This window comes from Amycolatopsis sp. cmx-11-32, assembly GCF_047608695.1.
Classification (GTDB): Bacteria; Actinomycetota; Actinomycetes; order Mycobacteriales; family Pseudonocardiaceae; genus Amycolatopsis.
On sequence record NZ_JADNQN010000004.1, the window covers coordinates 177152 to 203685 of the forward strand.

Annotated in this window: 26 protein-coding genes, 1 tRNA gene and 1 pseudogene; 16 read left to right on the forward strand and 12 right to left on the reverse strand. The window is 68.1% G+C overall.

The genetic code is table 11. The features are described from left to right. Positions 1–85: 85 nt before the first annotated feature. On the forward strand, positions 86–703 hold the full coding sequence (locus tag ACM6LR_RS13290) for an NAD(P)-dependent oxidoreductase (RefSeq protein ID WP_414943885.1): 618 nt from the start codon (positions 86–88) through the stop codon (positions 701–703). On the opposite strand, the gene ACM6LR_RS13295 is transcribed toward ACM6LR_RS13290, so the two are convergent. From ACM6LR_RS13295 to ACM6LR_RS13315, 5 genes are all read right to left on the reverse strand, one after another. Beyond that, positions 697–1566: a TIGR03621 family F420-dependent LLM class oxidoreductase gene (locus ACM6LR_RS13295; RefSeq protein ID WP_414943886.1), complete on the reverse strand. Its 870-nt coding sequence runs from the start codon at positions 1564–1566 to the stop codon at positions 697–699. The genes ACM6LR_RS13290 and ACM6LR_RS13295 overlap by 7 nt on opposite strands. Before the next feature lie 129 nt (positions 1567–1695). Continuing rightward, positions 1696–2676 (reverse strand): ribose-phosphate diphosphokinase, encoded by a 981-nt coding sequence (locus tag ACM6LR_RS13300; RefSeq protein ID WP_414939805.1) that lies wholly within the window; start codon positions 2674–2676, stop codon positions 1696–1698. Continuing rightward, positions 2673–4160: a bifunctional UDP-N-acetylglucosamine diphosphorylase/glucosamine-1-phosphate N-acetyltransferase GlmU gene (glmU, locus tag ACM6LR_RS13305; RefSeq protein WP_414943887.1), complete on the reverse strand. Its 1488-nt coding sequence runs from the start codon at positions 4158–4160 to the stop codon at positions 2673–2675. Before glmU ends, ACM6LR_RS13300 begins: the two co-directional genes overlap by 4 nt. Before the next feature lie 44 nt (positions 4161–4204). Then, positions 4205–5953 carry a diguanylate cyclase domain-containing protein gene (locus ACM6LR_RS13310; protein WP_414939807.1) on the reverse strand — a complete coding sequence of 583 codons (1749 nt, stop codon included), beginning with the start codon at positions 5951–5953 and terminating at the stop codon, positions 4205–4207. Positions 5954–5996: 43 nt separating this feature from the next. After that, positions 5997–6068: transfer RNA gene (locus ACM6LR_RS13315), tRNA-Gln, on the reverse strand. Between the two features lie 174 nt (positions 6069–6242). On the opposite strand from ACM6LR_RS13315, the gene ACM6LR_RS13320 reads away from it, so the two are divergent. Both ACM6LR_RS13320 and ACM6LR_RS13325 read left to right on the forward strand, forming a co-directional pair. Next, on the forward strand, positions 6243–7193 hold the full coding sequence (locus tag ACM6LR_RS13320; RefSeq protein WP_414943888.1) for an acyl-CoA desaturase: 951 nt from the start codon (positions 6243–6245) through the stop codon (positions 7191–7193). A gap of 98 nt (positions 7194–7291) precedes the next feature. Further along, positions 7292–7885: a TetR family transcriptional regulator gene (locus tag ACM6LR_RS13325; RefSeq protein ID WP_414939907.1), complete on the forward strand. Its 594-nt coding sequence runs from the start codon at positions 7292–7294 to the stop codon at positions 7883–7885. 342 nt (positions 7886–8227) lie between these two features. Here the strand turns inward: ACM6LR_RS13325 and ACM6LR_RS13330 are convergent, their stop codons facing one another. Then, positions 8228–8620: an NUDIX hydrolase gene (locus ACM6LR_RS13330; protein ID WP_414943889.1), complete on the reverse strand. Its 393-nt coding sequence runs from the start codon at positions 8618–8620 to the stop codon at positions 8228–8230. A gap of 3 nt (positions 8621–8623) precedes the next feature. Continuing rightward, the gene (locus tag ACM6LR_RS13335; protein WP_414939810.1) at positions 8624–9145 is read right to left on the reverse strand and encodes an isochorismatase family protein; all 522 of its coding nucleotides are present in this window, start codon (positions 9143–9145) and stop codon (positions 8624–8626) included. 12 nt (positions 9146–9157) lie between these two features. On the opposite strand from ACM6LR_RS13335, the pseudogene ACM6LR_RS13340 reads away from it, so the two are divergent. Beyond that, positions 9158–9331 (forward strand): annotated as a pseudogene (locus ACM6LR_RS13340) (3-oxoacyl-ACP reductase); the annotation flags it as partial. Between the two features lie 13 nt (positions 9332–9344). Here the strand turns inward: ACM6LR_RS13340 and ACM6LR_RS13345 are convergent. Both ACM6LR_RS13345 and ACM6LR_RS13350 read right to left on the reverse strand, forming a co-directional pair. Next, a complete protein-coding gene (locus ACM6LR_RS13345; RefSeq protein WP_414939811.1) occupies positions 9345–10529 on the reverse strand; it encodes a PQQ-dependent sugar dehydrogenase in 1185 nt (394 codons plus the stop codon). Between the two features lie 47 nt (positions 10530–10576). Continuing rightward, on the reverse strand, positions 10577–11341 hold the full coding sequence (locus tag ACM6LR_RS13350) for a helix-turn-helix domain-containing protein (RefSeq protein WP_414939812.1): 765 nt from the start codon (positions 11339–11341) through the stop codon (positions 10577–10579). An 86-nt stretch (positions 11342–11427) separates the two neighbouring features. Between ACM6LR_RS13350 and ACM6LR_RS13355 the strand changes: the two genes are divergently transcribed. The 4 genes from ACM6LR_RS13355 to ACM6LR_RS13370 all read left to right on the forward strand — a co-directional run bounded on the left by ACM6LR_RS13355 (position 11428) and on the right by ACM6LR_RS13370 (position 17943). After that, on the forward strand, positions 11428–12342 hold the full coding sequence (locus tag ACM6LR_RS13355) for an LLM class flavin-dependent oxidoreductase (RefSeq protein ID WP_414939813.1): 915 nt from the start codon (positions 11428–11430) through the stop codon (positions 12340–12342). A gap of 56 nt (positions 12343–12398) precedes the next feature. Next, positions 12399–15953: a transcription-repair coupling factor gene (gene mfd, locus ACM6LR_RS13360; RefSeq protein ID WP_414944029.1), complete on the forward strand. Its 3555-nt coding sequence runs from the start codon at positions 12399–12401 to the stop codon at positions 15951–15953. A gap of 68 nt (positions 15954–16021) precedes the next feature. Next, entirely contained in the window at positions 16022–17026 is a 1005-nt protein-coding gene (locus ACM6LR_RS13365; protein ID WP_414939814.1) for a hypothetical protein, read from the forward strand. Further along, on the forward strand, positions 17023–17943 hold the full coding sequence (locus ACM6LR_RS13370) for a MazG family protein (RefSeq protein WP_414943890.1): 921 nt from the start codon (positions 17023–17025) through the stop codon (positions 17941–17943). Before ACM6LR_RS13365 ends, ACM6LR_RS13370 begins: the two co-directional genes overlap by 4 nt. On the opposite strand, the gene ACM6LR_RS13375 is transcribed toward ACM6LR_RS13370, so the two are convergent. Then, on the reverse strand, positions 17940–18866 hold the full coding sequence (locus ACM6LR_RS13375; RefSeq protein WP_414939909.1) for an NADP-dependent oxidoreductase: 927 nt from the start codon (positions 18864–18866) through the stop codon (positions 17940–17942). The genes ACM6LR_RS13370 and ACM6LR_RS13375 overlap by 4 nt on opposite strands. A gap of 55 nt (positions 18867–18921) precedes the next feature. Here ACM6LR_RS13375 and ACM6LR_RS13380 point away from each other — a divergent pair, with 55 nt between their 5' ends. Genes ACM6LR_RS13380 through ACM6LR_RS13405 form a run of 6 tightly spaced genes read left to right on the forward strand, consistent with a single transcriptional unit; the run spans position 18922 to position 23510 of the window. Continuing rightward, on the forward strand, positions 18922–19338 hold the full coding sequence (locus ACM6LR_RS13380; RefSeq protein WP_414939816.1) for a winged helix-turn-helix transcriptional regulator: 417 nt from the start codon (positions 18922–18924) through the stop codon (positions 19336–19338). A gap of 54 nt (positions 19339–19392) precedes the next feature. Further along, a complete protein-coding gene (locus ACM6LR_RS13385) occupies positions 19393–19935 on the forward strand; it encodes an RNA polymerase sigma factor (protein ID WP_414939910.1) in 543 nt (180 codons plus the stop codon). Continuing rightward, on the forward strand, positions 19932–20750 hold the full coding sequence (locus ACM6LR_RS13390; protein ID WP_414939817.1) for a zf-HC2 domain-containing protein: 819 nt from the start codon (positions 19932–19934) through the stop codon (positions 20748–20750). Before ACM6LR_RS13385 ends, ACM6LR_RS13390 begins: the two co-directional genes overlap by 4 nt. A gap of 17 nt (positions 20751–20767) precedes the next feature. Then, positions 20768–21571, forward strand: a complete 804-nt coding sequence (locus ACM6LR_RS13395) for an ABC transporter ATP-binding protein (RefSeq protein ID WP_414944030.1) — start codon at positions 20768–20770, stop codon at positions 21569–21571. Then, the gene (locus ACM6LR_RS13400; protein WP_414943891.1) at positions 21568–22941 is read left to right on the forward strand and encodes a hypothetical protein; all 1374 of its coding nucleotides are present in this window, start codon (positions 21568–21570) and stop codon (positions 22939–22941) included. Before ACM6LR_RS13395 ends, ACM6LR_RS13400 begins: the two co-directional genes overlap by 4 nt. After that, positions 22938–23510 (forward strand): hypothetical protein, encoded by a 573-nt coding sequence (locus tag ACM6LR_RS13405; RefSeq protein WP_414939819.1) that lies wholly within the window; start codon positions 22938–22940, stop codon positions 23508–23510. Before ACM6LR_RS13400 ends, ACM6LR_RS13405 begins: the two co-directional genes overlap by 4 nt. Before the next feature lie 73 nt (positions 23511–23583). Here ACM6LR_RS13405 and ACM6LR_RS13410 read toward each other — a convergent pair whose 3' ends face one another. Further along, positions 23584–23994 (reverse strand): PPOX class F420-dependent oxidoreductase, encoded by a 411-nt coding sequence (locus tag ACM6LR_RS13410; protein WP_414943892.1) that lies wholly within the window; start codon positions 23992–23994, stop codon positions 23584–23586. Positions 23995–24308: 314 nt separating this feature from the next. Here ACM6LR_RS13410 and ACM6LR_RS13415 point away from each other — a divergent pair, with 314 nt between their 5' ends. Next, positions 24309–25016, forward strand: a complete 708-nt coding sequence (locus ACM6LR_RS13415; protein WP_414939821.1) for a murein transglycosylase — start codon at positions 24309–24311, stop codon at positions 25014–25016. On the opposite strand, the gene ACM6LR_RS13420 is transcribed toward ACM6LR_RS13415, so the two are convergent. Further along, entirely contained in the window at positions 24989–25909 is a 921-nt protein-coding gene (locus ACM6LR_RS13420; RefSeq protein ID WP_414939822.1) for an NAD(P)/FAD-dependent oxidoreductase, read from the reverse strand. The two genes, ACM6LR_RS13415 and ACM6LR_RS13420, sit on opposite strands and share 28 nt — an antisense overlap. Before the next feature lie 54 nt (positions 25910–25963). On the opposite strand from ACM6LR_RS13420, the gene ACM6LR_RS13425 reads away from it, so the two are divergent. Beyond that, positions 25964–26533 carry a helix-turn-helix domain-containing protein gene (locus ACM6LR_RS13425; RefSeq protein WP_414939823.1) on the forward strand — a complete coding sequence of 190 codons (570 nt, stop codon included), beginning with the start codon at positions 25964–25966 and terminating at the stop codon, positions 26531–26533. Position 26534 lies beyond the last annotated feature (1 nt).

Below are 26534 nucleotides of genomic sequence, written 5' to 3' on the forward strand. Positions count from 1 at the left end.
TCACCCCGGGGTGCGTTGCATACGTTGAAGTAGCCGATCTCGCGTTCTTAACATCGGGGTCGTCACCGATGAAAGGGAGAACGTGATGGCGAAATTGGTTGTGTTCGGAGGAACCGGGTACGCGGGCACGAAGGTCGTCGCGGAAGCACGCGATCGCGGTCACGAGGTCCTGGCGATAGCGAGGAACGCAGAAGGTGAGGGGACCAGGGCCGGATCGCTGTACGACGAGGCCTTCCTCGCCGAAGTCGCCAAGGGCGCCGACGTGCTGGTCATCGCGGTCCAGGGGCAGAGTGGCCTGCTCGAGGCGGTGCCCTCGATCGCTCAGGTCGCGAAGGACAACGGCGCGCGGATCGGGGTGGTCGGCGGGGCGGGCAGTCTGTACGTGACCGAGGGCGGGCCCCGGCTGATCGACACCCCCGAGTTCCCGGACGAGTACAAGGGCGAAGCAGGGGCACACGTCGAGGTGCTGGAAGCGTTCCGGGCGCTTCCCGAGGATGTCGAATGGTTCTACCTCAGCCCGGCCCCCGAGTTCGGCGCGTGGACCGAGGGAGGGCGCATCGGCGACTTCCGACTCGGGAGCGATGTGATCCTGAACGATGAAAACGGCAGGTCGAAGATCAGCGGTGCCGACTACGCGATCGCGTTCGTCGACGAGATCGACAAGCCAGAGCACCGCCGCCAGCGCTTCTGTGTCGCTTACTGACCTGACAGTTCCTTCACGACCGGCGCGAACGTTTCCAGCATCGGCTCGAACACCGTGATGTAGGAGAAGCCGTACCGTTCGCGACGTTCCTGGAGCTGCCGGACGATCTCGTCGACCGTCCCGAACAGCAATTGGGGCGTTTCGAGCAGGGCGTCCACGTCGAGACCGTCCTCGTCGTCGACACGCCAGGATTCGGCGGCCGCGCGCCGGTCGGCCGTGACGACGACTCGCTGGACGAGCATGTTCAGTTCGGGATCCCGGCCGTTCGTGTGTGAGCGAAAGTAGGCGACACGTTCGTCCATGCGCTCGGCGTCGTCGAGTTGGAAGGTGCCCGGTGGTTTTCCCGGTGCTTGACGAAGACCCGCGAAGCCGGCGATGTCGGCGTGACGGGCGGCGAGAGAGAGCACGCCGTCGCTGTTGCCCGCGAGGAGCAGCGGCGGGGGTGTGATCCCCTCGTTGTCGAAGTGCTCACGCAGGTGGTCGAGGCTCTTGGCGAGATACTCGATGCGCTCCTTGGCGGGAACCCACGGCAGGCCGGCACTGTCGAATTCCGATTTCATGTGGCCGGAGCCGAGGCCAAGGTCCAGCCGGTCGTCGGTCATCTTCACCGTTGTGGCGACTTCGCGTGCGAAGAGCGCGAAGTTGTAAAAAGACACGTTGGAGACGAGAGTGCCTACGCGCGGCCGTTGGGTCACTGCGGCAGCCATGGTCAAGGCTGGAAAAGGCGCGTTCCGTCCCGGCCCGAGGTGATCGGGCACGGAGATGACGTCGTATCCGAGGGCCTCGACGCGGAGGCACTTCGCGACCCAATCTTCGCGGTTCTCGGCGCCCCACAGGTTCACGCCGAACTTGAATTTCCCCATAAACGGCAACCTAGCCACGCCGGGAGGTCCGGCGCGCGTCGTTTCGCGAGGAGCTGAAAACGAAGCACGGGACCTTTGCTCTCACTCTCCGGAAGAGAGCGGGAGCAAAGGTCCCTCGCTTCGATGGGATCAGGCGTTGCCGTCGAAGAGGGACGTGACCGACCCGTCCTCGAAGACCTGCTGGATCGCCTGCGCCAGCAGCGGCGCGATGGACAGCACGGTCAGGCCCGGGAACCGCTTCTCCTCGGGGATCGGCAGCGTGTTGGTGACGATCACCTCGCGCGCCTTGCAGTTCGACAGCCGCTCGGTGGCGGGGTCGGACAGGATGCCGTGCGTCGAGGCGATGACGACGTCGGCGGCGCCTTCGTCGAGCAGGGCCTCGGTGGCCTTCACGATCGTGCCGCCGGTGTCGATCATGTCGTCGATCAACACGCACAGCTGACCGCGGACCTTGCCGACGACGCGGTTGGCGACGGCCTGGTTCGGCTTGTCCGGGTCGCGGGTCTTGTGGATGAAGGCGATCGGCCGATCACCCAGCTGCGCCGCCCACTTCTCGGCGAGCCGCACGCGGCCCGAGTCCGGCGAGACGACGGTGATGTTCTCGCCGTGGTAGGTCTTGTTGATGTGCGCGGCAAGCACGTTCTGCGCGAGCAGGTGGTCGACGGGGCCGTCGAAGAAGCCCTGGATCTGTGCGGTGTGCAGGTCGACCGTCATGATCCGGTCGGTGCCCGCGGTCTTGAACAGGTCCGCGATCAGGCGCGCGGAGATCGGCTCGCGGCCCTTGTGCTTCTTGTCCTGCCGCGCGTACGGGTAGAACGGCATGATCACGGTGATCCGCTTGGCGCTCGCCCGCTTGAGGGCGTCCACCATGATCAGTTGCTCCATCACCCATTCGTTGATGGGCGCCGGGTGGCTCTGGATCACGAACGCGTCGGTCCCGCGCACCGATTCGTTGAACCGGACGAAGATCTCGCCGTTGGCGAAGTTGTGCGCGGTCTGCGGGACGACCGTCACGTTGAGGTGCTTGGCGACCTCTGCGGCGAGCTCCGGGTGTGCGCGCCCGGAGAAGAGCATCAGGTTCTTCTTCGGTGTGCCGGACTTCGAACTCATGCTGGCGACTCCCCGTCGTTTCCCTTATCTGAATCGGACACGGCGGTGGTGTCCTGCTTCGCGGCGGAAGCTGCTTCCGCCGCGGGTGTGCCCAGCCTGCGCCGGGTCACCCAGTCTTCGATGTTGCGCTGCGGCCCGGTGGAGACGGCGAGCGCGCCCGGGGGCACGTCTTGCCTGATCACGGTGCCTGCCCCGCTGTAGGCACCGTCGCCGATGGTCACCGGGGCGACAAACGTGTTGTCCGCGCCGAGCCGCACATGGGAGCCGATCGTGGTGTGGTGCTTGTTCACGCCGTCGTAATTGACGAAAACGCTGGAACAACCGATGTTGCTGTTTTCGCCGATGGTCGCGTCGCCGACGTAGGTCAGGTGCGGAACCTTCGTCCCGGCGCCGATGTCCGCCTTCTTCGTTTCGACGAAGGCGCCCAGCTTGGCCTTGGTCCCCAGTTTGGTGCCGGGACGCAGGTAGGTGAACGGGCCGACCTTGACGCCATCGCCCAGTTCCGAATCGGAACCGTGCGTTCGCACCACCGACGCGCCCGTGCCGACGGAGACGTTCTCCAGCGTGCTGTCCGGGCCGATCTGCGCGCCTTCGCCGACCGACGTCGAGCCCTTCAGTTGCACGCCGGGTTCGATGACGACGTCGCGCGACAGGGTCACGCCCGCGTCGATCCACGTGCTCGACGGGTCGACGACGGTGACGCCCGCCCGCTGCCAGCCGCGGACGATGCGCCGGTTCAGTTCGGCGCCGAGAACGGAGAGCTGCACACGGTCGTTGACGCCTTCGGTCACCCAAGGGTCGTCGATGACCAGCGCGCCGACCCCCTTGCCGTCGCCGCGGGCGATGCCGAGGACGTCGGTGAGGTAGAGCTCGCCCTGCGCGTTGTCGGTCGAAAGCTTCGAGAGACCATCGACCAGCACCGAAGCGTCGAAGGCGTAGACGCCGGAGTTGATTTCGGCGATTTCGTGCTGTTCGGGGGTGGCGTCCTTCTGCTCGACGATCGAGGTGACGACACCGTTCTCGTCGCGGATGATCCGGCCGTAACCGGTCGGGTTCTCCACGACCGCGGTCAGCACGGTGACCGCGTTACCGGCCGAGGTGTGCTCCGTGACCAGGGAAGCGAGTGTTTCGGTGTCGAGCAGTGGGACATCGCCGTAGCTGACGACGACGGTGCCGGTCAGTCCGCCCGGCAGTGCCGAGAGCGCGCACGAGACGGCGTGCCCGGTGCCCTTCTGCTCCTCTTGGACGGCCGTGACGACCTCGCGCCCGAGCGCTTCGCCGACCTTCGCCAGCTGCGCGCCGACCGAGTCGCGACCGTGGCCGATGACCACGACCAGGTGTTCCGGGCTCAGCCCCGCCGCCGCCCGGACCGCGTGCTCGACCAGCGGACGGCCGGCGATCGGGTGCAGCACCTTCGGGGTGGACGAACGCATGCGGGTGCCCTCACCCGCGGCGAGGATCAACGTGCTCAGCGGGCCGGTCACGGCACTCCCAACATTTCACCAACGGTGGTTGTCGGGCGTTGATCCTACGTGGGCTGCCCGGCGTCCCACGCGGGGTCGGTCGGAGCATCCTCACCGGGCCATCCGGTCATCGGATCGATGGCCATCGAGTTCACCGACGACACCTGGTTCCCGCCGCCGCGTTTCGCCTGGTACATGGCCGCGTCGGCACGTGCCAGGACCTGCTCGGCCCGCTCCTGCGGGCGGAGTGAGACAAGGCCGACGGAGAGCGTGACACCGTGCGAAAGATGGTGCGGCAAAGATGCGACGGCATTCACAGAACGGCCCAGTGCTTGTTTCGCCGCTGACGCCGGAGCCCCAGGTAGAAGCACGATGAACTCGTCTCCGCCGTATCGGGCGACGACGTCGTCGCCGCGCAGGGCGTCGCGCAGCGTGCTCGCGATGACACGGAGCACGTTGTCGCCTTCGGCGTGCGACTGTTTGTCGTTGACATCCTTGAAACCGTCGAGATCGACCAGCGCGACGGCGAGCGGCTGGGCGTCCGCGGACGACGCCAGCGAACGCAGCTTTTCGTCGAGCGCGCGGCGGTTCGGGAGTCCGGTGAGCGGATCCTGCAAAGCCTGCTGGGTGATCGCGCCGTGCTCGGCGGACAGCCGTTCGTGTTCCCGGCGCGCGTTGAGCGTGGCGATCTGTGATTCCCGCAGCGACCACATCTCCGATTCGAGGATGGTCGCGTAGTCGATCAGGGACTGGCTCGCGCCCGACGCGTAGTCCGGGGTGGTGTCGAGCCTGGCCAGCTCGCGGGCGAGGTTCAGCCGCATCGACGGCAGCGAGCCGTCCTCGTTGTCCTCGCGGACCTCTTTGAGCACCTGCAACGCGTCTTCGCGGCGGCCGGCGTTGTCCAAGCAGCGGGCCAGCGCGATGGCGATGATCTCGCGTTCGTGCGGGAACACCAGTTCCGGATTCAGCAGCGCGTTCAGCCGCTCGATATGAGACGAATCGGGCGACGCCAGCGCGGCCGCCGCGGCGAGCACGCCGACCTGGTCGATCGCGGGCACGTTGGCCTTGCGGGGGAACAGCGACTCGGTGAACGGGCCTTCGGCGGCCTGCGCCATCGACGCGGCGGTGCGGAACTTGTCCGCTCCCTCGTCGTACCGCTCGATGCGTTCGAGCCGCAGGCCCCAGCCCAGCAGCATCTTGACCCGGTTGATCAGCTGGAGCGCGATCTCGTGCGGGCTCGCGCTGTCGCGGATCGCCTGCGCGGCGCGGGCGATGGCCTCTTCGGCCGCCTCGTAGACGCCCAGCTGGTTCAGCACCAGCCAGCAGTCGACCAGAGTGGTGGACAGCATCCTGTCCCAGTTGCGCCTGCCGACCTGGCGGTCCGGGACCGCGGAGTCGTCGAGGATGGCCAGCGCCCTGGCGATCTCGGTGAGGGCGGCGTCCTCCTGCTTGGCGATCACCAGCCGGCGACCGCGCATGGCGTGCGCGTCGGCCCGCATCAGCGCGAGACCGTGCCGTCTGGTGTGCGCGAGCATCTCGTCGAGCCTGGGTTCGGCTTCGGCGGCGAGACCGCGGGTGACCAGCCTGGCCATCGCCGAGTAGCGCAGCAGCTGGGCGACCAGCAGAGGTTCGCCGCGGCGCTGTGTCTCGTCGAGGAGTTCGTCGAGGCTGGTGACGATGTCCAGCTGCTCGGCGAAGCTGACGCGCTGGATGGCCGCGCCGAGTTCGCGCGCGCGACCGTAGAGCCAGGCGTCGGACATCTCCGCAAGCGCCGGCCGCCTGCTACTGGTCGTCGCGTCCTCGGTCAGCCGCACACACCCCCACCGTTGAAAACGCCGCTGGTCATCTGTTCGTCTGCTCCGCCGCCAGGATTCGAACCTGAACTGTCAGAACCAAAATCTGAAGTGCTGCCGATTACACTACGGCGGATCGATCCTGGTCAGGATAGCCATGCCGGAGACCTCCCTGTGCGCCCGGGGGTTGCGTCACAGTCGCGAGCACTCCACAAGGGACGAAACCTCCTGTACCGTAACTTACGGCATCGTAGGTAAGGTCACCCTTAGGGAAACCCTCAAGGGTTGCGCGTAGAAAAGAAGTGACTGCATGACGGCTACCCTCGACCGTTCTCAGAAGCCCGCGAAGGGCCCCAAGCCGGTAATCGACGGACACCGATCGAGCGCCGTGCAGCTCTCGGTCTACCTCGGGGTCATCTTCCCGCTCGCCGCGCTGCTCGTGGCCGTCCCGTTCGCCTGGGGCTGGGGACTGACCTGGGTCGACGTCGGCATCTTCGTGGTGTTCTACGCGATCAGCGGACTCGGTATCACCGTCTCCTACCACCGCTACTTCACGCACGGCTCGTTCAAGGCCAAGCCGTGGCTGCGCGTCGCGATGGCGATCGCCGGCAGCATGGCCGTCCAGGGCCCCGTGATCACCTGGGTCGCCGACCACCGGCGCCACCACGCCTTTTCCGACCGCGACGGCGACCCGCATTCGCCGTGGCTGTTCGGCAGCTCGCCGCTCGCCATCGCCAAGGGGTTCTGGCACGCGCACATGGGCTGGCTGTTCGAGCGCGACCAGACCAACGCGGAGCGTTTCGCGCCCGACCTGGTCAAGGATCCGGCCATCAAGAAGGTCGACGACCTGTTCTGGCTGTGGAGCCTGCTCACCCTGGTCCTGCCCGCGGTGCTCGGCGGCCTGATCACCTGGTCGTTCTGGGGCGCGGTGACCGCGTTCTTCTGGGCCGGGCTGGTGCGCGTCTGCGTGCTGCACCACGTGACCTGGTCGGTCAACTCGGTCTGCCACATGATCGGCGAGCGCCCGTTCGCCGCCCGCGACAAGTCGGCCAACTTCTGGCCGCTGGCGATCTTCTCCTTCGGCGAGTCGTGGCACAACCTGCACCACGCCGACCCGACCTCGGCTCGGCACGGTGTGCAACGCGGTCAGATCGATCTTTCCGCGCGGCTCATTTGGATCTTCGAGAAGTTCGGCTGGGCCTACGACGTGCGCTGGCCGACCCCGCAGCGCCTCGCGCGCATCGCCGCCGACAGCAAATAGCGAGGTCACGTTAGTCTTCTGCAATGGCGGGGAGACGGCGAACCAAACGTGAAGTGGTCACCGGGGCGCGTCCTGTCGCTCCGGTGGCCCGGGTGCGGATGACGGGGACCGAGCGCAGGCAGCAACTTCTCACCGTCGCCAGAGCCCTCTTCGCGGAGAAGGGTTTCGAAGGCACTTCCATCGAGGAGATCGCGCACCGCGCGAACGTCTCCAAACCGGTGGTGTACGAGCACTTCGGCGGCAAAGAAGGCATCTACGCCGTCGTCGTCGACCGTGAAACGCAGCTCCTGCTCGACAGGATGGTCTCGACCCTCCACGGTGGACACCCGAGGGTGATGCTGGAGCAGGCGGCGATCGCTTTGCTCTCCTACGTCGAGGATTCCCGCGACGGTTTCCGCATCCTCGTGCGGGATTCGCCGGTCGCGAGTTCGACGGGCACGTTCTCCACGGTGCTGAACGACATCGCCAGCCAGGTCGAGCACATCCTCGCGCAGCAGTTCGCCGCGCGGGGTTACGACGAGAAGCTGGCCGCGCTGTACGCGCAGGCGCTCGTCGGGATGGTCGCGCTGACCGGGCAGTGGTGGCTCGACGCCAGGAAACCGAAGCGGGACGAGGTCGCCGCGCATCTGGTCAACCTGGCCTGGAACGGTCTGTCCAATTTGGAGCACAAACCGAGGCTGCGCGTGTACTGAGGTGTCAGTCGCGTGGCGGTGACGTTTCCCGGCCGGTGAGCGGTAGGTCCCCCGTAGAGATCGTTCAGCTGGGGGAACATCGTGGAAAACTATCTTGCGCCCGCCGTGCAACCGCTGGTGCCGCGGAAGAGACGTGGCTGAAGCCCGTCATCCGTTTGGGTATCCTCGGCGTCATCGTCCTGGTCGGGGTTTTCGTCGCGGATCCTTTCACGGCGTCGAGCGCCGAAGTCGGCGCCTGTCTCAAGGGTGACGTCAACGACGCGGACAGTATCGAGAACGCCGAATGCGGGGGGCTGCTCCCGGACAAACAGGTGCTGTGCCTGGACGACCTCAAGAAGTGGTTCAGCGCAGGAGGCCGGTCTTCCGCAGGTGGTCGAAGATCATCTTGTCCACCGCGGAGACCCGGTCCCTGTCCGCGTAGCCGAGCCAGGCGACCTCGTCGATTTCGCTGCTGGCCGCGAGCGTTCCGGTGAATTCGGCGGTGTAGCAGGTCATCCGGACCACGACGCCTGCCTTGTGCCCGTCGGCCTGTGCCTCGAAGACCCCGGCGGACGCGATGCTCGCCGCGGTGATCTCGACGGTCAGTTCCTCGCGGACCTCGCGGACGAGTGTTTCCGTATCGGTTTCGCCGGCTTCGCGTTTGCCGCCGGGCAGGTAGAAGACGGACTTGCCGCGTGAGCGGGTGCTCAGGATCCGGCCGTCCCGCAGGTGGAGCCACGCGATCTTGTCGATCACGGCTCAGCCCAGCGCCGCGGCGGTCTCGGCGGTCGTCAGGACTTCGCCCAGCCTCGGGAACACCTTGGTGATCGCCGATTCGTGGGAGATCGCGGCGATACCGGTCATCGCGTCCGAAACGGCGATGGTCTCGTAGCCGTGGTCGGACGCGGCACGCAGTGTCGATTCGACGCCGTACTCCGTGGCGATCCCGCCGAGCACCAGCGTCTTCACGCCGAACCCGCGCAGGATTTCGTCGAGTCCGGTGCCGTAGAACGCGCCCATCGTGTGCTTGGTGATCAGGTGTTCGCCGTCGCGCGGTGTCAACTCGGCGACCAGTTCGCTGCCGGGTGGCTGTTCGTCGACGTCCGGCCGGTGCGCCCGCACGTGGACGATCGGGGAGCCTGCCGCGGTGAAGGCGTCTCGCAGCAGGACGGCGTTCGAGACGACTTCAGCGCCTTCGAGGGGGACTGTCTCCAACGCGACGATCCGCGTCTGGAGGTCGATCAGGACGAGCGCCGTCGTCGCCGGGTCAATCTTCGTCATGGCGGGAGCCTAGTGATCACCGGCGGTGGAGCGGGAATCGGTTACGCGGTCGCGGCGTTCGCCGCTCGGGGCGACCGGGTGACGAACACCGGCCGCCGCGAGCAGGTCCTCACCGAGGCCGCGACGTTGCTCGGCGCGAACCCTGTCCCGTTCGACGCCGCCGACCCGGACGCGGTGGAGCGAGCGCGTACCTCGGCCGTCAGGCGCCGGGGGTGACGCGCAGCAGCTTGTCGTCGTTGCCTTCCGAGGTCGTCACGTAGAGTGCGCCGTCCGGCGCGCTGCGGACGGCACGCAGCCTGCCGAACTTGTCGTCGAACTCCGGCGGCAGCGTCACCTCGGTGACCTTGCCCGCGTCGTCGAGGCGGAACAGCAGCAGCTTCTGCCCCTTCAACGCGGTCACGGCGAGCGAGCCTTCGAGCGCACCCCACCGCGATCCGGTGAGGAACTCGGCACCGCAGATCGCCTCGGTGATCTCGCCGGTCGTCCACACAGGACTGACGGCGTCCGGGAACCGCCGCGTGTCGGTCATCGGAACGCCTTCGTCATAGCTGGTTTCGGTGCCGCCCTTGGACGGGTCCCAGCCGTAGTTCCCGCCGGCGCGTTCCAGGTTGACCTCGTCGTCGATGGTCGGCCCGTGCTCGGCGGTGAACACCTGCCCGGAACCCGGCCGGACCGTGACGCCCTGGACGTTGCGGTGCCCGTAGGTGAACACGCGCTGTTCGTTCGGGTCCGACGACGTGATGAAAGGGTTGTCCGGCAACGGGTTGCCGGTCTTCGCGTCGACGCGCAGCACTTTGCCGCCGAGGTTCTTGCGATCCTGTGGGAAGGCGGGGCGCGCGGTGTCGCCGGTGCCGACGAGCAGCGCGCCGTCCGCGCCGAACGCCGGGCGGCAGCCCGAGTGCCGTCCGCTCGAGGTCACCGGCAGCCCGGTCAGCAGGTCCTTGACCTTGGTGGCGCTCGCGCTGTCCTCGGACAGCTTCCAGGTGACCAGCCGGATGTCGACGGCGTTGTCAGCTTCCTTGTGGGTCTGGCAGGTGATGAACTCGCGCGACGTCGCGAAGTCCCTGCTGATCACCATTCCCATCAGGCCGCCCTCGCCGCGTACGTGGACGTCGGAGAAATCGGCGGTGACGTCGCGCTTCGTGCCGTTGTCGATCAGGGCCAGCTTCCCGGGGCGCTGGGTGACGAGGATCTTCCCGTCCGGCAGGAAGCCGACGTCCCAGCCGTGTTCGAGCCCGGCGGTCACCTGCTCGACCTTCAGTTTCGTCACGGCGGGTTTCGAGGTGACCGGCGGCGCGCTCTGCACCGGTTCGCTCGACGCCCCGGAACAGGCCGTGACCAGTAAAGACAGGGTGATGATCGCGACGACGGCGGTAGTGCGCATGGCATCAGCATGCCATCGTGCTCAATCGCCCGCGAGGAACGAACCGGTCATCCGGTCAGGATCTTCGCCGTTTCGGCGTCGGCGGGCAGGAACGTCTCCAGTTTCAGTTCCGACACCGTGACGTCGGTGGCCGTCGCGAACGTCGTGATGGCCGTGATCAGCCGCAGCTCGCCCGCCGAAGTGGACAACCTCATCGGGACGGCGAACCCGAGGTGATCGGGTCCGGGCGGTTCGGGAGCCGGAACGTAACTTTCGAGTTCGGCCAGCAGCGAGGTCAGTCGCTCGTCGGGCGCGTGCGCGATCTCCTGAGTCAGCCGTTCGAGAATGTGCCGGGCCCAGTCCGCCAGGTTCCGGACGCGCGGCGCCATCCCGTTCGGATGCAGCGCGACCCGCAAGGTGTTGACCGGTTCCTCCAGGAGTTCCGGGGCCACGTCCTCGAAGAGCAGGTCGAGCGCGTCGTTGCGGGCGACGAGGACGCCGTACCGGTCGACCACGATGGCCGGGTACGGGCGGTGCCCGTCGAGCAGCCGCCGCATGCCTTCGAGGACTGGAAGGAGTACGGGGTCGTCCAGCGACGTTTGGGGGAAACCGGGCGCGAAACCGGCCGCGAGCAGCAAACCGTTGCGTTCGCGGAGGGGGAGTTCGAGTGATTCGGCGACGCGCAGCACCAGGCCGCGGCCTGGGATCGACCGGCCGCCTTCCAGGAAACTCACGTGCCGTTGGGTGGTCCCGGCCCGTAGTGCCAGTTCCAGCTGGGACAGCCGGCGCCGCTCGCGCCAGCCTCGGAGCGCGGGGCCGAATCCGGAAACCATGGTCGCCATCCTGGCCGAGACGCACTCGGTGCCGCCATTCCCTCGAAGGAATTGAGCCGATTCCCCGGCGCGGAGATGCTCCTGGCATGAAATTCGGTCTGGTCGTCCCCACTTATCGGTCCATCCTCGACGCCGGGCGCACCGCGCCGGAAATGGTCGCCATCGCGGTCGAAGCCGAACGCCTCGGCCTCGATTCGGTCTGGGTCGGCGACACCTTGGCGAAGGCCCCTATCGATCCCTTGACGTTGCTCGGCGCGTTCGCCGCCAGAACCGAACGGGTCATTCTCGGCACCGCCGCGCTGCTCCCGGCATTGCGGGATCCGTTGCTGTCCGCGAACGCGATCCTTTCCCTCGATCTGATCAGCCAGGGCCGGATCACCCTCGGCGTCGGCGCCGGGTTCGCCGGGCGCAGCGAACCGGAGTTCGCCTTCACCCGCGTCCCGTGGGAGCGCCGCCGCGCGCGGCTCGACGACATCGTCGCGCTGTGGCGGCACGTGTGGAGCGGCGAGAGCGGTCCGTTCCACGGTGAGGTCCTGCACTACGACCTGCTTCCGGAGTACCCGGAGCCGCACCGGCCCGGTGGTCCGCCGGTGTGGCTGGCCGCGTTCACGCCAGGCGCCTTGGAGCGCGCGGGGCGGCTTTACGACGGCTGGCTGCCGTACCCGCCCGACGTCACCGATTACGTCGATGGCCTCGCGAAGATCCGCGAAGCAGCTGTACGTCCGGTGACGCCCGCGCTCTTCGCGACGGTGCTCATCGAGGACGACCCGATCCGGGCCCGCGAACGGCTGGAGGACTACGCGTGGCGGAACTACGGCGCTCCGTTGGACTTCGTCGAGAAGATCCAAGTGCAGATCGCGGGCAGTCGCGAGGAGGTCGCCGAGAGGCTTCGCGAATACGCGGACGCGGGTGCCGAACACGTGCTGATCCGCATCGCCACGCAGGAACCGGCCGAGTTCGACGAGCAGCTTCCGAAGGTGGTCGAAGCACTCCCCAGGTAATGGCGCGGCGAACTGTCGGTGGCCCCACGTAGGCTAGGACGGTGACAAACGCTCCATTGTCCGGACTCCTTCATTCCATCCTTCCCGATCCGGCCCTTCGCGGGGTCGTCGAACGGGCCGGCGCCCCGCTGCTCGAACTGCAGGGCGCGATCGCCACCCGCCAGCTGGTCGCCGGCGCCCTCGCCGCGGACGAGGGCGCCGGGCGCTCCGTGCTCGCGGTGACCGCCACCGGCCGCGAGGCCGACGAACTGACCGCGTCGCTGAAGTCGTTCCTCGGCGAAGGCGCCGTCGCCGACTTCCCGTCCTGGGAGACGCTGCCGCACGAGCGGCTGTCCCCGCGCGCGGACACCGTCGGACGACGGCTGGAGGTGCTGCACCGGCTCAAGACGGGTGCCGACGACCTGCGTGTCGTCGTCGCGACCGTCCGCAGCCTCATCCAGCCGATGGCGCCCGGGCTCGGTTCGCTCCCTCCGATCGACCTGGTCGTCGGCAAGGAACAGAGCTTCGAAGGGCTGCTGGACCAGCTGGTCGAGCTGGCCTACACGCGGGTCGACATGGTCGAGAAGCGCGGCGAGTTCGCCGTGCGCGGCGGCATCCTCGACCTGTTCGGGCCGACGGCGCAGCATCCGGTGCGCGTCGAGTTCTGGGGCGACGAGGTCAGTGAGATCCGCGCGTTCGCGGTGTCCGACCAGCGGTCGCTGCCAGGAGAGATCCAGCACGTCAGCGCGCCACCTTGCCGTGAGCTGCTGCTCACCGAGCAGGTGCGCGCCAAGGCCGCCGAGCTGGCGACGACGTACGAGGCGGACGCCCAGCTCACCGAGATGCTCACCAAGCTGTCCGGCGGAATCCCCGTCGAGGGCATGGAGGCGCTCATCCCGGTGCTGTGCGAGGGCGAGCTGGACCTGCTCACCGACGCGATGCCCGAGGGCACGCACGTGCTGGTGGCGGATCCGGAAAAGATTCGTGCCCGCGCGGCGGACCTGGTCCGCACCGGGCAGGAGTTCCTCGAAGCGTCCTGGACCACGGCCGCCGCGGGCGGTCAGGCACCGATCGATCTCGGCGCGTCCGCGTACCGAGACCTCGCGGAGATCGCGAAGCACGCTCAGGAGACGAAGCGCCCTTGGTGGACGCTGACGCAGCTGGCCAGCGACGACCCCGACGTCTACCGCGTCGCGATCGAAGCCGCGCCGAACTACCGGGGCGAGGTGGAGCGGGCGACGACCGACCTGCGCGCGCACACGGCGGCGGGCGGGACGGCCGTGCTCGTCGTCGCCGGGCACGGCACCGCGGCCCGCGCGGTCGAGCAGCTGTCGGCGGGCGACGTGCCCGCGTCGCTGGCGGAAGGTCTCACCGGTCCGCTGACGGCCGGCGTCGTGACGGTGACCTGCGGCGGACTCTCGGACGGCTTCGTCTCGCCGGAGCGCGCACTCGTGGTGCTGTCCGAGTCGGACCTGACCGGCCGGGGTTCCGGCGCCGGAACGTCCACAAAGGACTTCAGTACCAAGATGCCGTCGCGGCGGCGCAACGCCGTCGACCCGCTCGCCCTCAAGACGGGCGACTACGTCGTGCACGACCAGCACGGCATCGGGCGGTTCGTCGAGATGGTGCAGCGCACCGTCGCGGGCGCGACGCGCGAGTACCTGCTGCTTGAGTACGCCTCCTCCAAGCGCGGGCACCCGGGAGACCGGCTGTTCGTCCCGACCGACCAGCTCGACGAGGTCTCCCGGTACGTCGGTGGCGAGCTGCCGACGCTGAACAAACTCGGCGGGTCCGACTGGAAGAACACCAAGGCCAAGGCGAAGAAGGCGGTCAAGGAGATCGCCGCCGAACTGGTACAGCTCTACGCCGCGCGGCAGGCGGCGCCCGGGCACGCGTTCGGACAGGACACCCCGTGGCAGGGCGAACTCGAGGACGCCTTCCCGTTCACCGAGACCAACGACCAGCTCGCCGCGATCGACGAGGTCAAGTCGGATATGGAACGCGGTGTCCCGATGGACCGCGTCATCTGCGGCGATGTCGGCTACGGCAAGACCGAGATCGCGGTACGCGCGGCGTTCAAGGCGGTGCAGGACGGCAAGCAGGTCGCGGTGCTGGTGCCGACGACGCTGCTCGCGCAACAGCACCTCAACACCTTCACCGAACGGATGAGTTCGTTCCCGGTGAAGATCCGGGGTCTTTCCCGGTTCACGAACAAGGTCGAGTCCGACGCGATCCTGGAGCAGCTGTCCTCGGGTGACGTCGACGTCGTGATCGGCACGCACCGCCTGCTGCAGACCGGGATCCGGTACAAGGACCTCGGCCTGGTGATCGTCGACGAGGAGCAGCGGTTCGGCGTCGAGCACAAGGAACACATCAAGGCGCTGCGTACGCATGTCGACGTTCTGACGATGTCGGCGACGCCGATCCCGCGGACGCTGGAGATGTCGCTCGCCGGGATCCGCGAGATGTCCACGATCCTGACCCCTCCCGAGGACAGGCACCCGATCCTGACCTACGTCGGCGCGTACGACGACAAACAGGTCGGCGCCGCCATCCGGCGTGAACTGCTGCGCGACGGCCAGGTCTTTTACGTGCACAACAGGGTTTCCTCGATCGAGAAGGCCGCGAAGCGTATTCGCGAGCTGGTGCCGGAGGCGCGCGTCGTCACCGCGCACGGGCAGATGAACGAGGACAAACTCGAGAAGATCATCCAGGGTTTCTGGGAGAACGAGTACGACGTGCTCGTCTGCACCACGATCGTCGAGACCGGGCTGGACATCTCGAACGCGAACACGCTGCTGGTGGAACGCGGTGACCTGCTGGGTCTCGCGCAGCTGCACCAGTTGCGCGGCCGGGTGGGGCGTGGACGCGAGCGTGGGTACGCGTACTTCCTGTATCCGCCGGAGGCGCCGCTCACCGAAATGGCGCACGACCGGCTGGCGACCATCGCGCAGAACACCGAATTGGGCGCGGGAATGGCCGTCGCGATGAAGGATCTGGAGATCCGCGGCGCGGGCAACATCCTCGGCGCGGAGCAGTCCGGGCACATCGCGGGCGTCGGTTTCGATCTGTACGTGCGGCTCGTCGGCGAAGCGGTCGACGCGTTCCGGCGGCACGCCGGCGCGGACACGGCGGAAGAGGAAGAACTCGCCGATGTCCGGGTCGATCTCCCGGTGGACGCGCATATCCCGCACGACTACGTCCCCGGCGAGCGGCTGCGGCTGGAGGCGTACCGCAAGATCGCGGCCGCGCCCGACCGGCCCGGGCTCGACGCGGTGCGCGAAGAACTCGTCGACCGCTACGGCCAGCCGCCCGCGGCGGTGCGGCGCCTGCTCGCGGTCGCCGCGTTCCGGCACACCTGCCGCGCGGCGGGTGTCACCGAGGTCGCCGTCCAGGGTTCGTCGATCCGGTTCGCGCCGATGCCGCTCGTCGATTCGCAGATGGTGCGGCTGAAACGCCTGTATCCCAAGGCTCTTTTCAAGGCGGTGACGAACACGGTTTCCGTGCCGAAGCCGACCGAGGGCGCGGCGGGTGGCCGCATCGGCGCCCCGGCGCTGCGGGACGAGGAGTTGCTGGACTGGTGCGCGAAGCTGCTGACAAATCTGACGAAGTCGCCGGCACCCGTCGCGTGACCGAACCCGAATCGCGATTGACGACCTGGTTCTCTCTCCGGGACCGGTATGAGAGGGTAGGCGCTGTGATGCGGATCATGGGGCGCCGTCGCGCGCTGGTCGGGGTTCTTGCCGGGTCTCTTCTCCTCACCGGGTGCAACGCCGGACCAGGTCAGGTCGGTGCGGCGGTGATCGTCGACGGCAAGGCCGTTTCGGTGGATCGCGTGCAGCAGTTGATCGACAAGGCCGTCCGTGAGCATCCGTACGGGCAGCAGCTGGCCAAGGACCACAAGCTCGACCTCGTCGGCCGCGAGATCGTGCGGCAGGAGATCCTCCACGACCTCACCGAACGCGCCGCCCAGCGCGAAGGCGTCCGGGTCGATGAGTCCCTGGTCGTGGCCGCGTTGCGGAACGACCCGCTGGCGACGCCGATGGAGGCCAAGCAGCAGAACGATCCCGCGCTCAGCGTCCAGCAGCTCGTCGCGCGGGTGCGGGACCACCGCGAATCCCTGGTCGACGCGGCGCTGCAAACCCAGCTCGCGCTGAAGTACCTGGACAAGCTCACCGTCTCGTTCGATTTCAGCTCGGTCTCCTCGGACGACGCCACCGGTGCCGACGCGGGCAAGCTGCGCGAGCAGGCGATCGAGAAGGCCCGGCGGTTCGCCGCCTCGCCGAACGCGGCCGCCGAAGTGATCCAGCAGGATCAGAAGACGTCCGACACGCAGGCGGGTACCGGCCAGAAGCTGCCGGCGATGCAGTCGCCCGCGACCGCGGCCACCGTCCTGTTCGGTCTCGAACCCAACACCGTCGCCGCGTTCCAGCCGACACCGCAGCAGCCGCTGTGGGTCGTCGTCGTGGTGCGTGAGCGGGCCGCCGACAAGCCCGTCGCGTCGGATCAGGCCGCCCAGCCCACCGCCCAGCAGCTGGCAGGAGTCGGTATCCGCCTCCTCCAGCCGTACCTCGATCAGGTCGACCTCAAGGTGAACCCGCGCTACGGCGTATGGGATGTTGTCGGCATGGACCTCGCGCCCAACGAAGCTTCGAAGAAGGGCATCGTGCTGCCTGTGCACGGTACCTCCCCGCAAAACCCGTGACCGCTGCCGTCGTCGTGATCACCCGTGGGGCGACATTGCCCGCCGAGGCACTTTCGATCTTGCGGAGCAGCGACGCCGTGTACGCGGCTTCGGATGTCGATCCCGCCGTTTTCGGGGTCCCCGCGCTCGGTGACGCGCAGGTGCGCGACCTCGTGCTCATCGCCGGTTCGCGAACGGAACCGAAGGCCGCGGCGCTGATCAGGGCAGGCGCGCGAGTGGTCGAAGCGCCCGTTTCGCCGCTGGTCGAGGCCGCCGAGGTGATGGACCGCCTCCGCTCGCCGGGCGGATGCCCGTGGGACGCCGTCCAGACGCACGAGTCGCTTCGTCAGTACCTGGTCGAGGAGACCTACGAGCTGCTCGACGCGATCGAGGAAGGTGACAGGGCCGCCCTGCGCGAGGAACTCGGCGACGTCCTGCTCCAGGTGCTGTTCCACGCGCGCGTCGCCATCGAGGACGCCGACGATCCGTTCGGGATCGACGAGGTCGCGTCCGATCTGGTCGCGAAGCTCGTCGGACGCCACCCTTACGTCTTCACCGATGCCCCGCCGGTCGAGAGCGTCGACCACCAGAACCTCAAGTGGGAAGAACTGAAACAGGCCGAAAAGAGCCGGAAGTCCATTGTGGACGGCGTCGCGCTCGGTCAGCCCGCCGTGGCGCTGGCCGGGAAGCTCGGGCAGCGCAGCGGCCGGGCCGGGATTCCGCTCGACCTGTTCCCCGACGGTTCCGAAGCGGCGGCCCAGTTGTTCCGGGTGGCCGCGACCGCTCGCCGGGCCGGTATCGATCCCGAAGGCGAACTGCGTGCCGTCGCGAAGCGGTTCGCGCGCGATATCCGCGATACCGAAATGGCCGCCCGCGACGCCGGTCTCGAACCGACGACACTCGAGGCCGACGGCTGGCGCAAGTTCTGGCCCAGCTAGATCGTCAGCACGAGCTTGCCCTGGACGCGTCCGGATTCGCTCAGTTCGTGTGCCTTCGCCGCCTGTTCGAGCGGGAGGACGTCGGCGATCGAGGCTCGCAGTGAACCGGCATCGGCCAAAACGGCGATTTCAGCCAGGTCCGCTCCGGAAGCCGACACGTAGAATTCGGCGAAACGGAGACCGAGTTCCCCGGCCTTCCGCCGGACCAGCGTCCGGTCCGGACCGTGTCCGACGATGTCGATCAGCGAACCGCCCGGTTTGAGGGTGTCCAGGGAACGAGGACCGTAGTCGCCGGAGATCGGGTCCAGCACGACGTCAACGACCAGCGATTTCGCGAAATCGCTGGTCGTGTAGTCGATCAGCTCGTCCGCGCCGAGGTTCCGGAGGAAGTCGTGTTTGGCCTCGCGGGCGGTGCCGATGACGTACGCGCCCCTGGCCTTCGCGATCTGGACGGCGAGATGACCGACCCCGCCCGCCGCGGCGTGGACGAGTACCCGGTGCCCCGGCCCGACCGGGAAGAGCCGGGTGAACGGCTGCCACGCGGTCAGTGCCGCGATGGGGAGCGCGGCCGCTTCGACGTGATCGAGACTTTTCGGTTTCGGCGCGAGAGTGTCCTCGCTGACCGCGATGTACTCGGCGTACGAGCCGTTCGGCGGGAACGTGACACCGTAGACCTCGTCTCCTGGCCGGAACCGCGTCCCTGCCGAATCGACCACTCCCGAGAAATCGAGCCCCACGGTCAGTGGCAGGTCGCCGACGACCAGTCCGTTCCGGATCTTCCAATCCGCCGGATTCACCCCGGCGGCGTGCACGCGCACCCGTACCTGGCCTTCGCCAGGTACGGGCTGTTCCGCATCGACGACATGCAGCACTTCGGGTCCGCCGAACGCGTCCTGCTTGATCATTCGCATGACGACGAGCATGTCGGTGGCCGGTACCCGTTGTGAAGTAGGCACTTCACTGGTATCTAGGTACCTCATGGGTACCTTCGATGAGCGGCGGATATTCGAAGAATGGGTGGCGGTGCACGGTCGTGACTGCCCGTCCAGGACGGTCATCGAGGTGCTCGCGAACAAGTGGGCGCTCTACGTCCTCGGTGCGATCCGGCGCTACGAGCGGCCGATGCGGTTCAGCGAACTTCGCCGTTTGCTCGACGGGATCACCCAGAAGATGCTGACCCAGACGCTTCGCTCCCTGGAACGGGACGGGCTGATCCGGCGGGATGTCTATCCCACCGTCCCGCCGCGAGTCGAGTACGGGCTCACCCCGCTCGGTGTCGACGTCGGCAGGCTGACCACTGCCGTCGCCGAATGGGCCGTCGAAAACGTCGACCAGATCTTCGCCGCCCGCTCCGCTTTCGACGAGAAAGCGTCCGCAGCCGCGCAGCCGCTATGACGCGGGACACATCCGGGTGAGAACCGTTTTGGTGGACTCGGCGTCTTGCCGGGTGTGAAGGGAACGGAACTGGACGAAGAGCAACTCGTCCGCCGCACGGCCAAGGGCGATCGCGCGGCGTTCGAGGAGCTCTACCGCCGCACGTCGCCATGGCTGGCCGTGCGCCTGCGCCGTCGCTGCGCCGACGAGCAGATCGTCGCCGAGGTGATGCAGGAGACCTATCTGGCGGTTTGGCGTGCGGCCGGGGCGTTCGCCGGTTCGGCCGTCGGCGGGAGCGCTGTCGGCTGGTTGTGGACGATCGCCGCGAGGCGGCTCGTCGACGCCTTCCGCCGCCGGGCGAAGTACGCGCAGACGCTGCCAGTGGCGGAACCAGCCGTCGCGCCGGCCGCCGAGGACGAGGCGCTGGCCGGTGCGGTCGGCGACCACGTCGGCGACGCGTTGCGCCGGCTCGCTCCTGAATTACGTCAGGTCCTGCAGGCCATGGTGCTCGACGGGCTGACCGTCCGCGAGACCGCGGTCCTGCTCGGCCTGCCGGAAGGAACTGTCAAAACCCGCGCCAGGCGGGCTCGGATCGCGATGCGGGAGGCGCTGTCGTGAATAGGGAACACGTGTCCGGACAGCTCCTCGCCGGTTATGTCCGCGGGGACGAAGGCTTGGCCGGTGACGAGGTCTGGGCGGTCGAAGCCCATCTGGAGTCGTGTGCGGAATGCCGGGAACAGCTCTCCGTGCTCAGCGTGCCCACGGTGTCGGCGCTGGTGGACGACGTCTGGGCCGGACTGGGCCCGAAACTCGTCGAAGCGGGGCCGGGGCCGATGCGGAGCCGATGGGCCGGGCGGCTGCACACCTGGGTGACGCCGGTGATGCTGCCGTGGCTGGTGATGATCGTCCTGATCCCGGCACTCGGCTTGCTGCTGGACTGGTTCGGGTTCACCAGCAGCAAGGACTACTCGTTCGTCCAGCTCTTCTCACCGGTGCTGCCGGTCCTCGGGGTCGCGGTGTCGTGGGCCAAGGGTCTCGATCCCGCGTACGAACTCATCACTTCCACGCCGAGGGCCGGGCTCTACCTGCTGCTGCGCCGGACGACGGCGGTCCTCGCCGTCGTCTTGCCGATACAGGCCCTCTCGGGCTGGCTCGGCGGCGGCGGCGGATTCGGGCTCGGTCTCTTGCCGAGCCTGGCTTTCACCACCGGGACGCTCGCACTCGGCGGGCTGATCGGGGTGGTGCGGGCGGCCTATGTCCTCGCCGGGGTCTGGATGGCGGTGATCTTGGTACCCGCGGTGGCTTCGCAAGGGCGTGCCACCGCACTCGAACCCCGGCTGCTTCCGGTATGGGGCGCGATCTTCGCACTGACCGCGGTCGTGGTGGTGCTCCGGCGGAGCGTTTTCGGCCTGCTCACCGGATCCGAACGATGAACGAAGGGGAGAACATGATGCGTGCTGTCGGGGCCGCGGAGGTCGCACCGACGACCTACGCGTGGCAGATCAAGGCGGAGGGACTGAAGGTCCGGGTCGGCAAAAACAAGTTCGCCGTGAACGGGCTCGACCTGGAACTGGGTGCGGGGGTGCACGGTCTGCTCGGCCCGAACGGGGCGGGGAAGACCACACTGATCCGGGCACTGGCGACGGTGCTCCGGCCGGCGGAGGGAGGGCTGGCGCTGCTCGGTGAATCCGTCGGGGGGTTCACCGATCAACGCCGCCTGCGCCGCCGGATCGGCTATCTGCCGCAGAATTTCGGTTTCTACAAGCGGTTCACCGTCCGCGAGTTCATCGAGTACATCGCCTGGCTCAAGGAAATGTCCAAAGAGGACATCCCGGGAGCGGTGCAGCGGTCGATCGAACGGGTCGGCCTCGCCGACCGCGCCGACGACAAGATGAAGACGCTCTCCGGCGGCATGGTGCGGCGGGTCGGGATCGCGCAGGCGATCGTGAACGATCCGGACGTCCTCCTGCTGGACGAGCCGACCGCCGGACTCGATCCCGCGCAGCGCGTGCGGTTCCGGGACCTCATGCAGGAACTGGGCCGAGAGGCCTGCGTGGTCGTTTCGACGCACCTCGTCGAGGACGTCGCGACCGCCTGCACCGACGTCGTCCTGTTCGAAAACGGGAAGCTCGTCTTCCAAGGCACTCCGGACGAACTGGCTGCCGCCGGAACCGCGGAGTACGTCGGCGACAGCCCGATCGAGCGCGGCTACTCGGCGCTGCTGGGGCACGAGCCGGGGAGGGGGAACTGGTGAACACGAGTGTCCTGCGGACCGAACTCCGCCGTTCCATCGCCCCTTGGGCCACGCTCGCGATCCTCGTCGTGGCGTTCGGTTTCCTGTACTCGTTCAGCGGACCGTGGTGGAGGGCGCCACTCGCCTGGGACGAAAACTGGGTGCCCGCCGCGGAGTGGACCCGGTTCCTGCTGATTTTCCTGTGGCCGATCGCGATCGGCGCCGGCGCCATCCAAGGCATGCGTGACAGCCGATCCGGCATGGTCGAACTCCTGACCACGATGCCGCGGCCAGGCTGGCACCGGGCCGCGAAACTCGGCGGTGCCCTGGGTGGCCTGCTGGTGCTGAGCTATCTGCTGATCTTCGCCGTCGGTGCCGTCCAAGTGATCTTCGACGGCGCGTTCTTCACCTTCGGCTGGCTGCCGATCGTCGTGGTCGGCGTGCTCGCGATGCTCGCGGGTGCCTGGATCGGGCTGGGGATCGGCCGGTTGCTGCCGCATCCGCTGACCGCGCCCGGGGTGGCCGTCGTCGCCCTCGTGACCGTGCTCGTGTTCCAGATCGCAGGGGCGGAAGGCAGCGTGCTCGTGGGCGCGCTTCCCTCCCGGCTCGCCTTGCTCTCGCCCGCGATAGACGTGATCAACGATCCGTTCAGCACCACCGCGAGCCGGATGGATCTCGGGCAGGGGATCTGGCTCGCCGGACTGGCCGCGACCGGGTTCCTCCTGCTGGCGGTCCGCTCCACGCGGGCGAAGGCACTCGCCGTCGTCCCCGCACTGGTGGCGGCCGCGATCGCGGTGCCGATCCTGCCCGCGACCTTCGCCGAGGCCAAGGTCGTCGACTCCCGCGCGACGGCGATGGTCTGCGATGGCCCGGTCTGTGTCCCCCGCATGCTCGAGCCCGAACTCGCCCGTCTCGCCGGGCCGGGCAAGGAAGCGTTGCGGCTCCTGGGAACACTGCCGGACGCGCCGGTCAAGGTCACGGTATTGGACCGGCGGCTGAGCTTTGACGAGGTGCCCCCGCGTGCCGCCGACACCGTCCTCGTCGACCTGATGGATTGGTCGATCCGTTCGACCATGAATTCGGACAACATGACGCGGACCCTGGTCGCCGGCGCCGGGACGCCGACCTGTTACTCCCTCGAAGGTGTCGATAAGTCCTTTCTGGACGAACTCATCGCGCGGTCGATCACGGCGAGCTGGTTCCTCGGCGAGTGGAAGATGCTGGGGAATTCCTGGCTGAGCGACGAGACGAAGAACGAGGTCGCCCAGAAGTCGGAGACCTTCCGTGCTCTGCCGCCCGACGTGCAGCGTTCGCGGATCATCGCGGTGCGGCAGGCAGGCCTGACCTGCCAGGGCAACGGGCTCGACATCCTCCTCGGGGGCGCCCGATGAGGTGGGCGGTGCTGTACGCGCGCTCGCGCGCCATACCCGCGTCGTTGGCGGCGCTGGTGGTGAGCATGGCCGCGCTGTGGTTCCTGGCACGGGACCGCTGGTCGGAGATCCCGGTTTCCCTGGCGCTCACGGTGGCGGTCGCGGTGATGGCGACTGGTCTGAGCGGACAGGACACCGACCTCGACCGGACCGCCGCGATCCGGTGGCTGCCCCGTCGTGGCCTGCATCTGCTGCTGATCGGTGGCCTCGGTATCGGCGCCGTGCTCCTGCCGCGGTTGTGGGAGGCGGAGCGGGTTCCGGTGGAGGTCATCGTGCGGAACGCGGCCGGATTGCTCGGCCTCGCCGGGATCGCGGCGGTGCTGTTCGGCGGAGCCTTCGGGTGGGTGTTGCCGCTGCTCGCGCTCGTGGTCGCCCTCGTGGTCAAGGTCGCGTCGTCGGATACGGACACCGTGAGCCTGGTGGTGACTTGGCTCTTCCAGCCCGGCGACGTGGCTGCCGCCACGTGGACCGCCGTGGTGCTCGCCGTGGCCGGCTTCGGGACCTACGCGGTCTTCGGTAACCGTCACTGACCCCTGCGGAAATGTCATGAAAGGGTCTTCCTGACGAATTCCGTCAGGAAGACCCTTTCATGACATTCGCGCGTCAGACGTTCCGGTTGTGCGGAACGAGATCGAGCGGGTCGTGGTCCGGGTCGTCGACGCCGAGGCTGATGATCCGCGAGGGGTGGATCCGGATCACCGCGCCGTCGAAATGACCGTCTGCCGTGCGGGCGCCGGTGAGCGCCTCCGCTCGGCCGCGGATCTCGAGGCAGCGAATCCTCGGCGGGTCCTGCGACGGCATGTCGTCCACCACGAACGCGGCCTGCCCGTTGGCGGCCACGTTCCGGAACTTCTTGCTCTTCGCCAGTTCGTAGCCGGTGATGTCGATCGTCCGGGTTTCGGTGTTGTAGGCATAACCGACGGGGCTGACCTGCAGCGTCCCGTCCGGCCGCGCCGTCGCGAGCCGTCCGAGTCCCTGGGTGGCGAGGTAGTCGAGTTCCGCTTCACTGAACATGGGACCCAGTGTGTGACCTCCACTTAACTGGAGGTCAAGCGGTTCTCGTGCGAAGCCGGCCGGACATGCGAGTTTTCTGGATCAGCTTCTCGACGCCGGCGCCGCCGACGGTGAAGTCGGGTTCGTCGAACTCGGCGGCCTGGCCCAGCGGTGCGCCGGCGCCCGATCGGACGGGCCCATAAAGGGCATTCCCAGGTCAGGGCGCACAACGCGGATCACATGACGAATCGGCCCGCAGGTGCCGTTCACCGGTGGCCGGCCCGCCTCATCCGAATGGGTCATCCACCGGCAGCGTGGCGAAGTAGTCTGACCGGGTGGCCGAAACCACCCAGTCGACTGTCGACGCCCCGGAGCACCCCGCGCGCCCTCTGCCGCCGTACGTCCCCAGGCTCGCTTTCGCGGGCGGGCTCGTGCTCACCGGCGTGATCTTGATCATGACCGTCGGGATGAACCGGCCAGGTGGGGAGGAGCCGCCTCCGCCGGCGGAACCGCAGCCCGCGCTCGCGGTTCCCGACCAGAAACCGCAGCCGGGAGTGGCGACGCCGCGAGCCGGGCTCGCCGCGCCGCCCGACCGGCCCACCGTTTCCGACGCGGCCGAACTCGAGACCTGGGCGAAACGGGTGGCCGCGAAGACCCGGATCTCCGCCACCGAACTGTCCGCTTACGGCCGGGCCGAGATGTGGCTCCGGCGGCAGAAGCCGGGCTGTCACCTCTCGTGGGCGACCCTCGCGGGCATTTCCCGCGTCGAAGCGGCACAGGGCAGGCCCGGCCCGACCGCCCTCACGCCGGACGTCTGGGCGAAACAGGCCGTCCGGGCCACCAGCGACGGGCAGCAGCCGGATCCGAAGAATCTCGATGACGTCGCCTTCGCCACCGCCCGGTACCTGTGCGCCGCCGGCGACGACATCGCGACGCCGGAGGGCTGGTGGAAGTCGATGCGGGTGTTCAACCCCGCCGTTCCCTACGTCCAGGAAGTCTTCAGTGCGGCCGACGCCTACGCGGACGCCAGCGTCGCGCCCTGATCTTCGAGCACCAGATCGAAGTTGAGCGCCGACGCCATCCGGTAGGCGTCGCCCGCCGCGACGACCAGCTGCGCCATCGGATCGACGACGTTCCCGGCCGCCCAGACGCCGTCCACGCTCGTCCGGCCCTGCGCGTCCACCGTGATCGAGCCGTCTTCGGCGCGTGCGCAGCCGAGCTGGGCGAGAAGCCGGTCGTGCGGGACGAACTTGGGGCCGACGAACACGACATCGCGTTCGACGAGTTCGCCGTCGACGAGCCGGACCCCGGTCAGCCGGTCGTTTTCGACGGCGAGCTCGGACACCTTCCCGTCGACGATCTTGATGCCCAGCCCGGTCAGCTTCGCCCGGTCTTCGGCCGAGATCTCCTGGGTATGTGCGAAGAACGTCAGGTCCTTGCTCCACTGCCAGACGATCAGCGCCTGATGGACCGACTTCTCGGAGGTGGCGAGCACGCCGAAACGCTGGTCGCGTACCTCCCAGCCGTGGCAGTACGGGCAGTGCAGCACGTCGGTGCCGAAGCGTTCCGCGACGCCGGGGACGTCCGGCAGTTCGTCGGCCAGCCCGGTGGTCACCACGATCCGGCGCCCGCTGATGACCCGGCCGCTCGCCAGTTCCACCGCTTTGTCGTGCCGTAGCCGGTGGACGACGTCCTCGACGATCTCCACGCCGTAAGCGCGGACTTCGTCACGGCCCAGCGCCAGTAACTCTTTGGGTGGAATCCCGTCCCTGGTCAGGAAACCGTGCGCGTGCGCGGCGGGGGCGTTGCGCGGGGTGCCGGCGTCGATCACCACGACCTCGCGCCGAGCCCTGCCGAGGACCAGCGCCGCGCTGAGGCCGGCGACGCCACCGCCGATGATCACCACATCGAATTCGTCGTTCATGATCCCGAGCATCCGTCTCCGGCCGATATCTGGCAAAGTTCATTGCCGGTTTGGCAAACTGGGGACATGGAGGACATCGAACGGCGGCTCGCCGAGGTCGGCCCGAGGCTCAAACAGCTCCGCAAGGAACGCGGCACCACCCTCTCCGCGCTTTCGGAGGCGACGGGGATCTCCGCCAGCACGCTATCGCGGCTCGAATCGGGCACGCGGAAGGCCACCCTGGAACTGCTGCTGACGTTGTCGGAGGCACATCAGGTCCCCCTCGACGAACTGGTCGGCGAACCCGAGCCGTCCGACCCGCGGGTCCGGATGAAACCGCAGAAATTCGGCCGGTTCACCGCCTGGTCGCTGAGTGCGCAGCCGGGTCAGCCGCAGGCGTTCAAACTGCTGATCCCGGTCGAGGACATCGAACCGGTGCAACGGACACACGAGGGCTACGAATGGATGTACGTCCTCAGTGGACGGTTGCGGGCGGTGCTCGGCGACCGCGACTTCACGATGGGACCTGGCGAGGCCGCCGAGTTCGACACGCGGGTGCCGCACTGGTTCGGGAGCGCGGGTCCGGGTCCGGTGGAACTGCTGGTGCTGTTCGGCAAGCAGGGCGAGCGGGCCCACCTGCGGGCCAAGTCCAAATGAG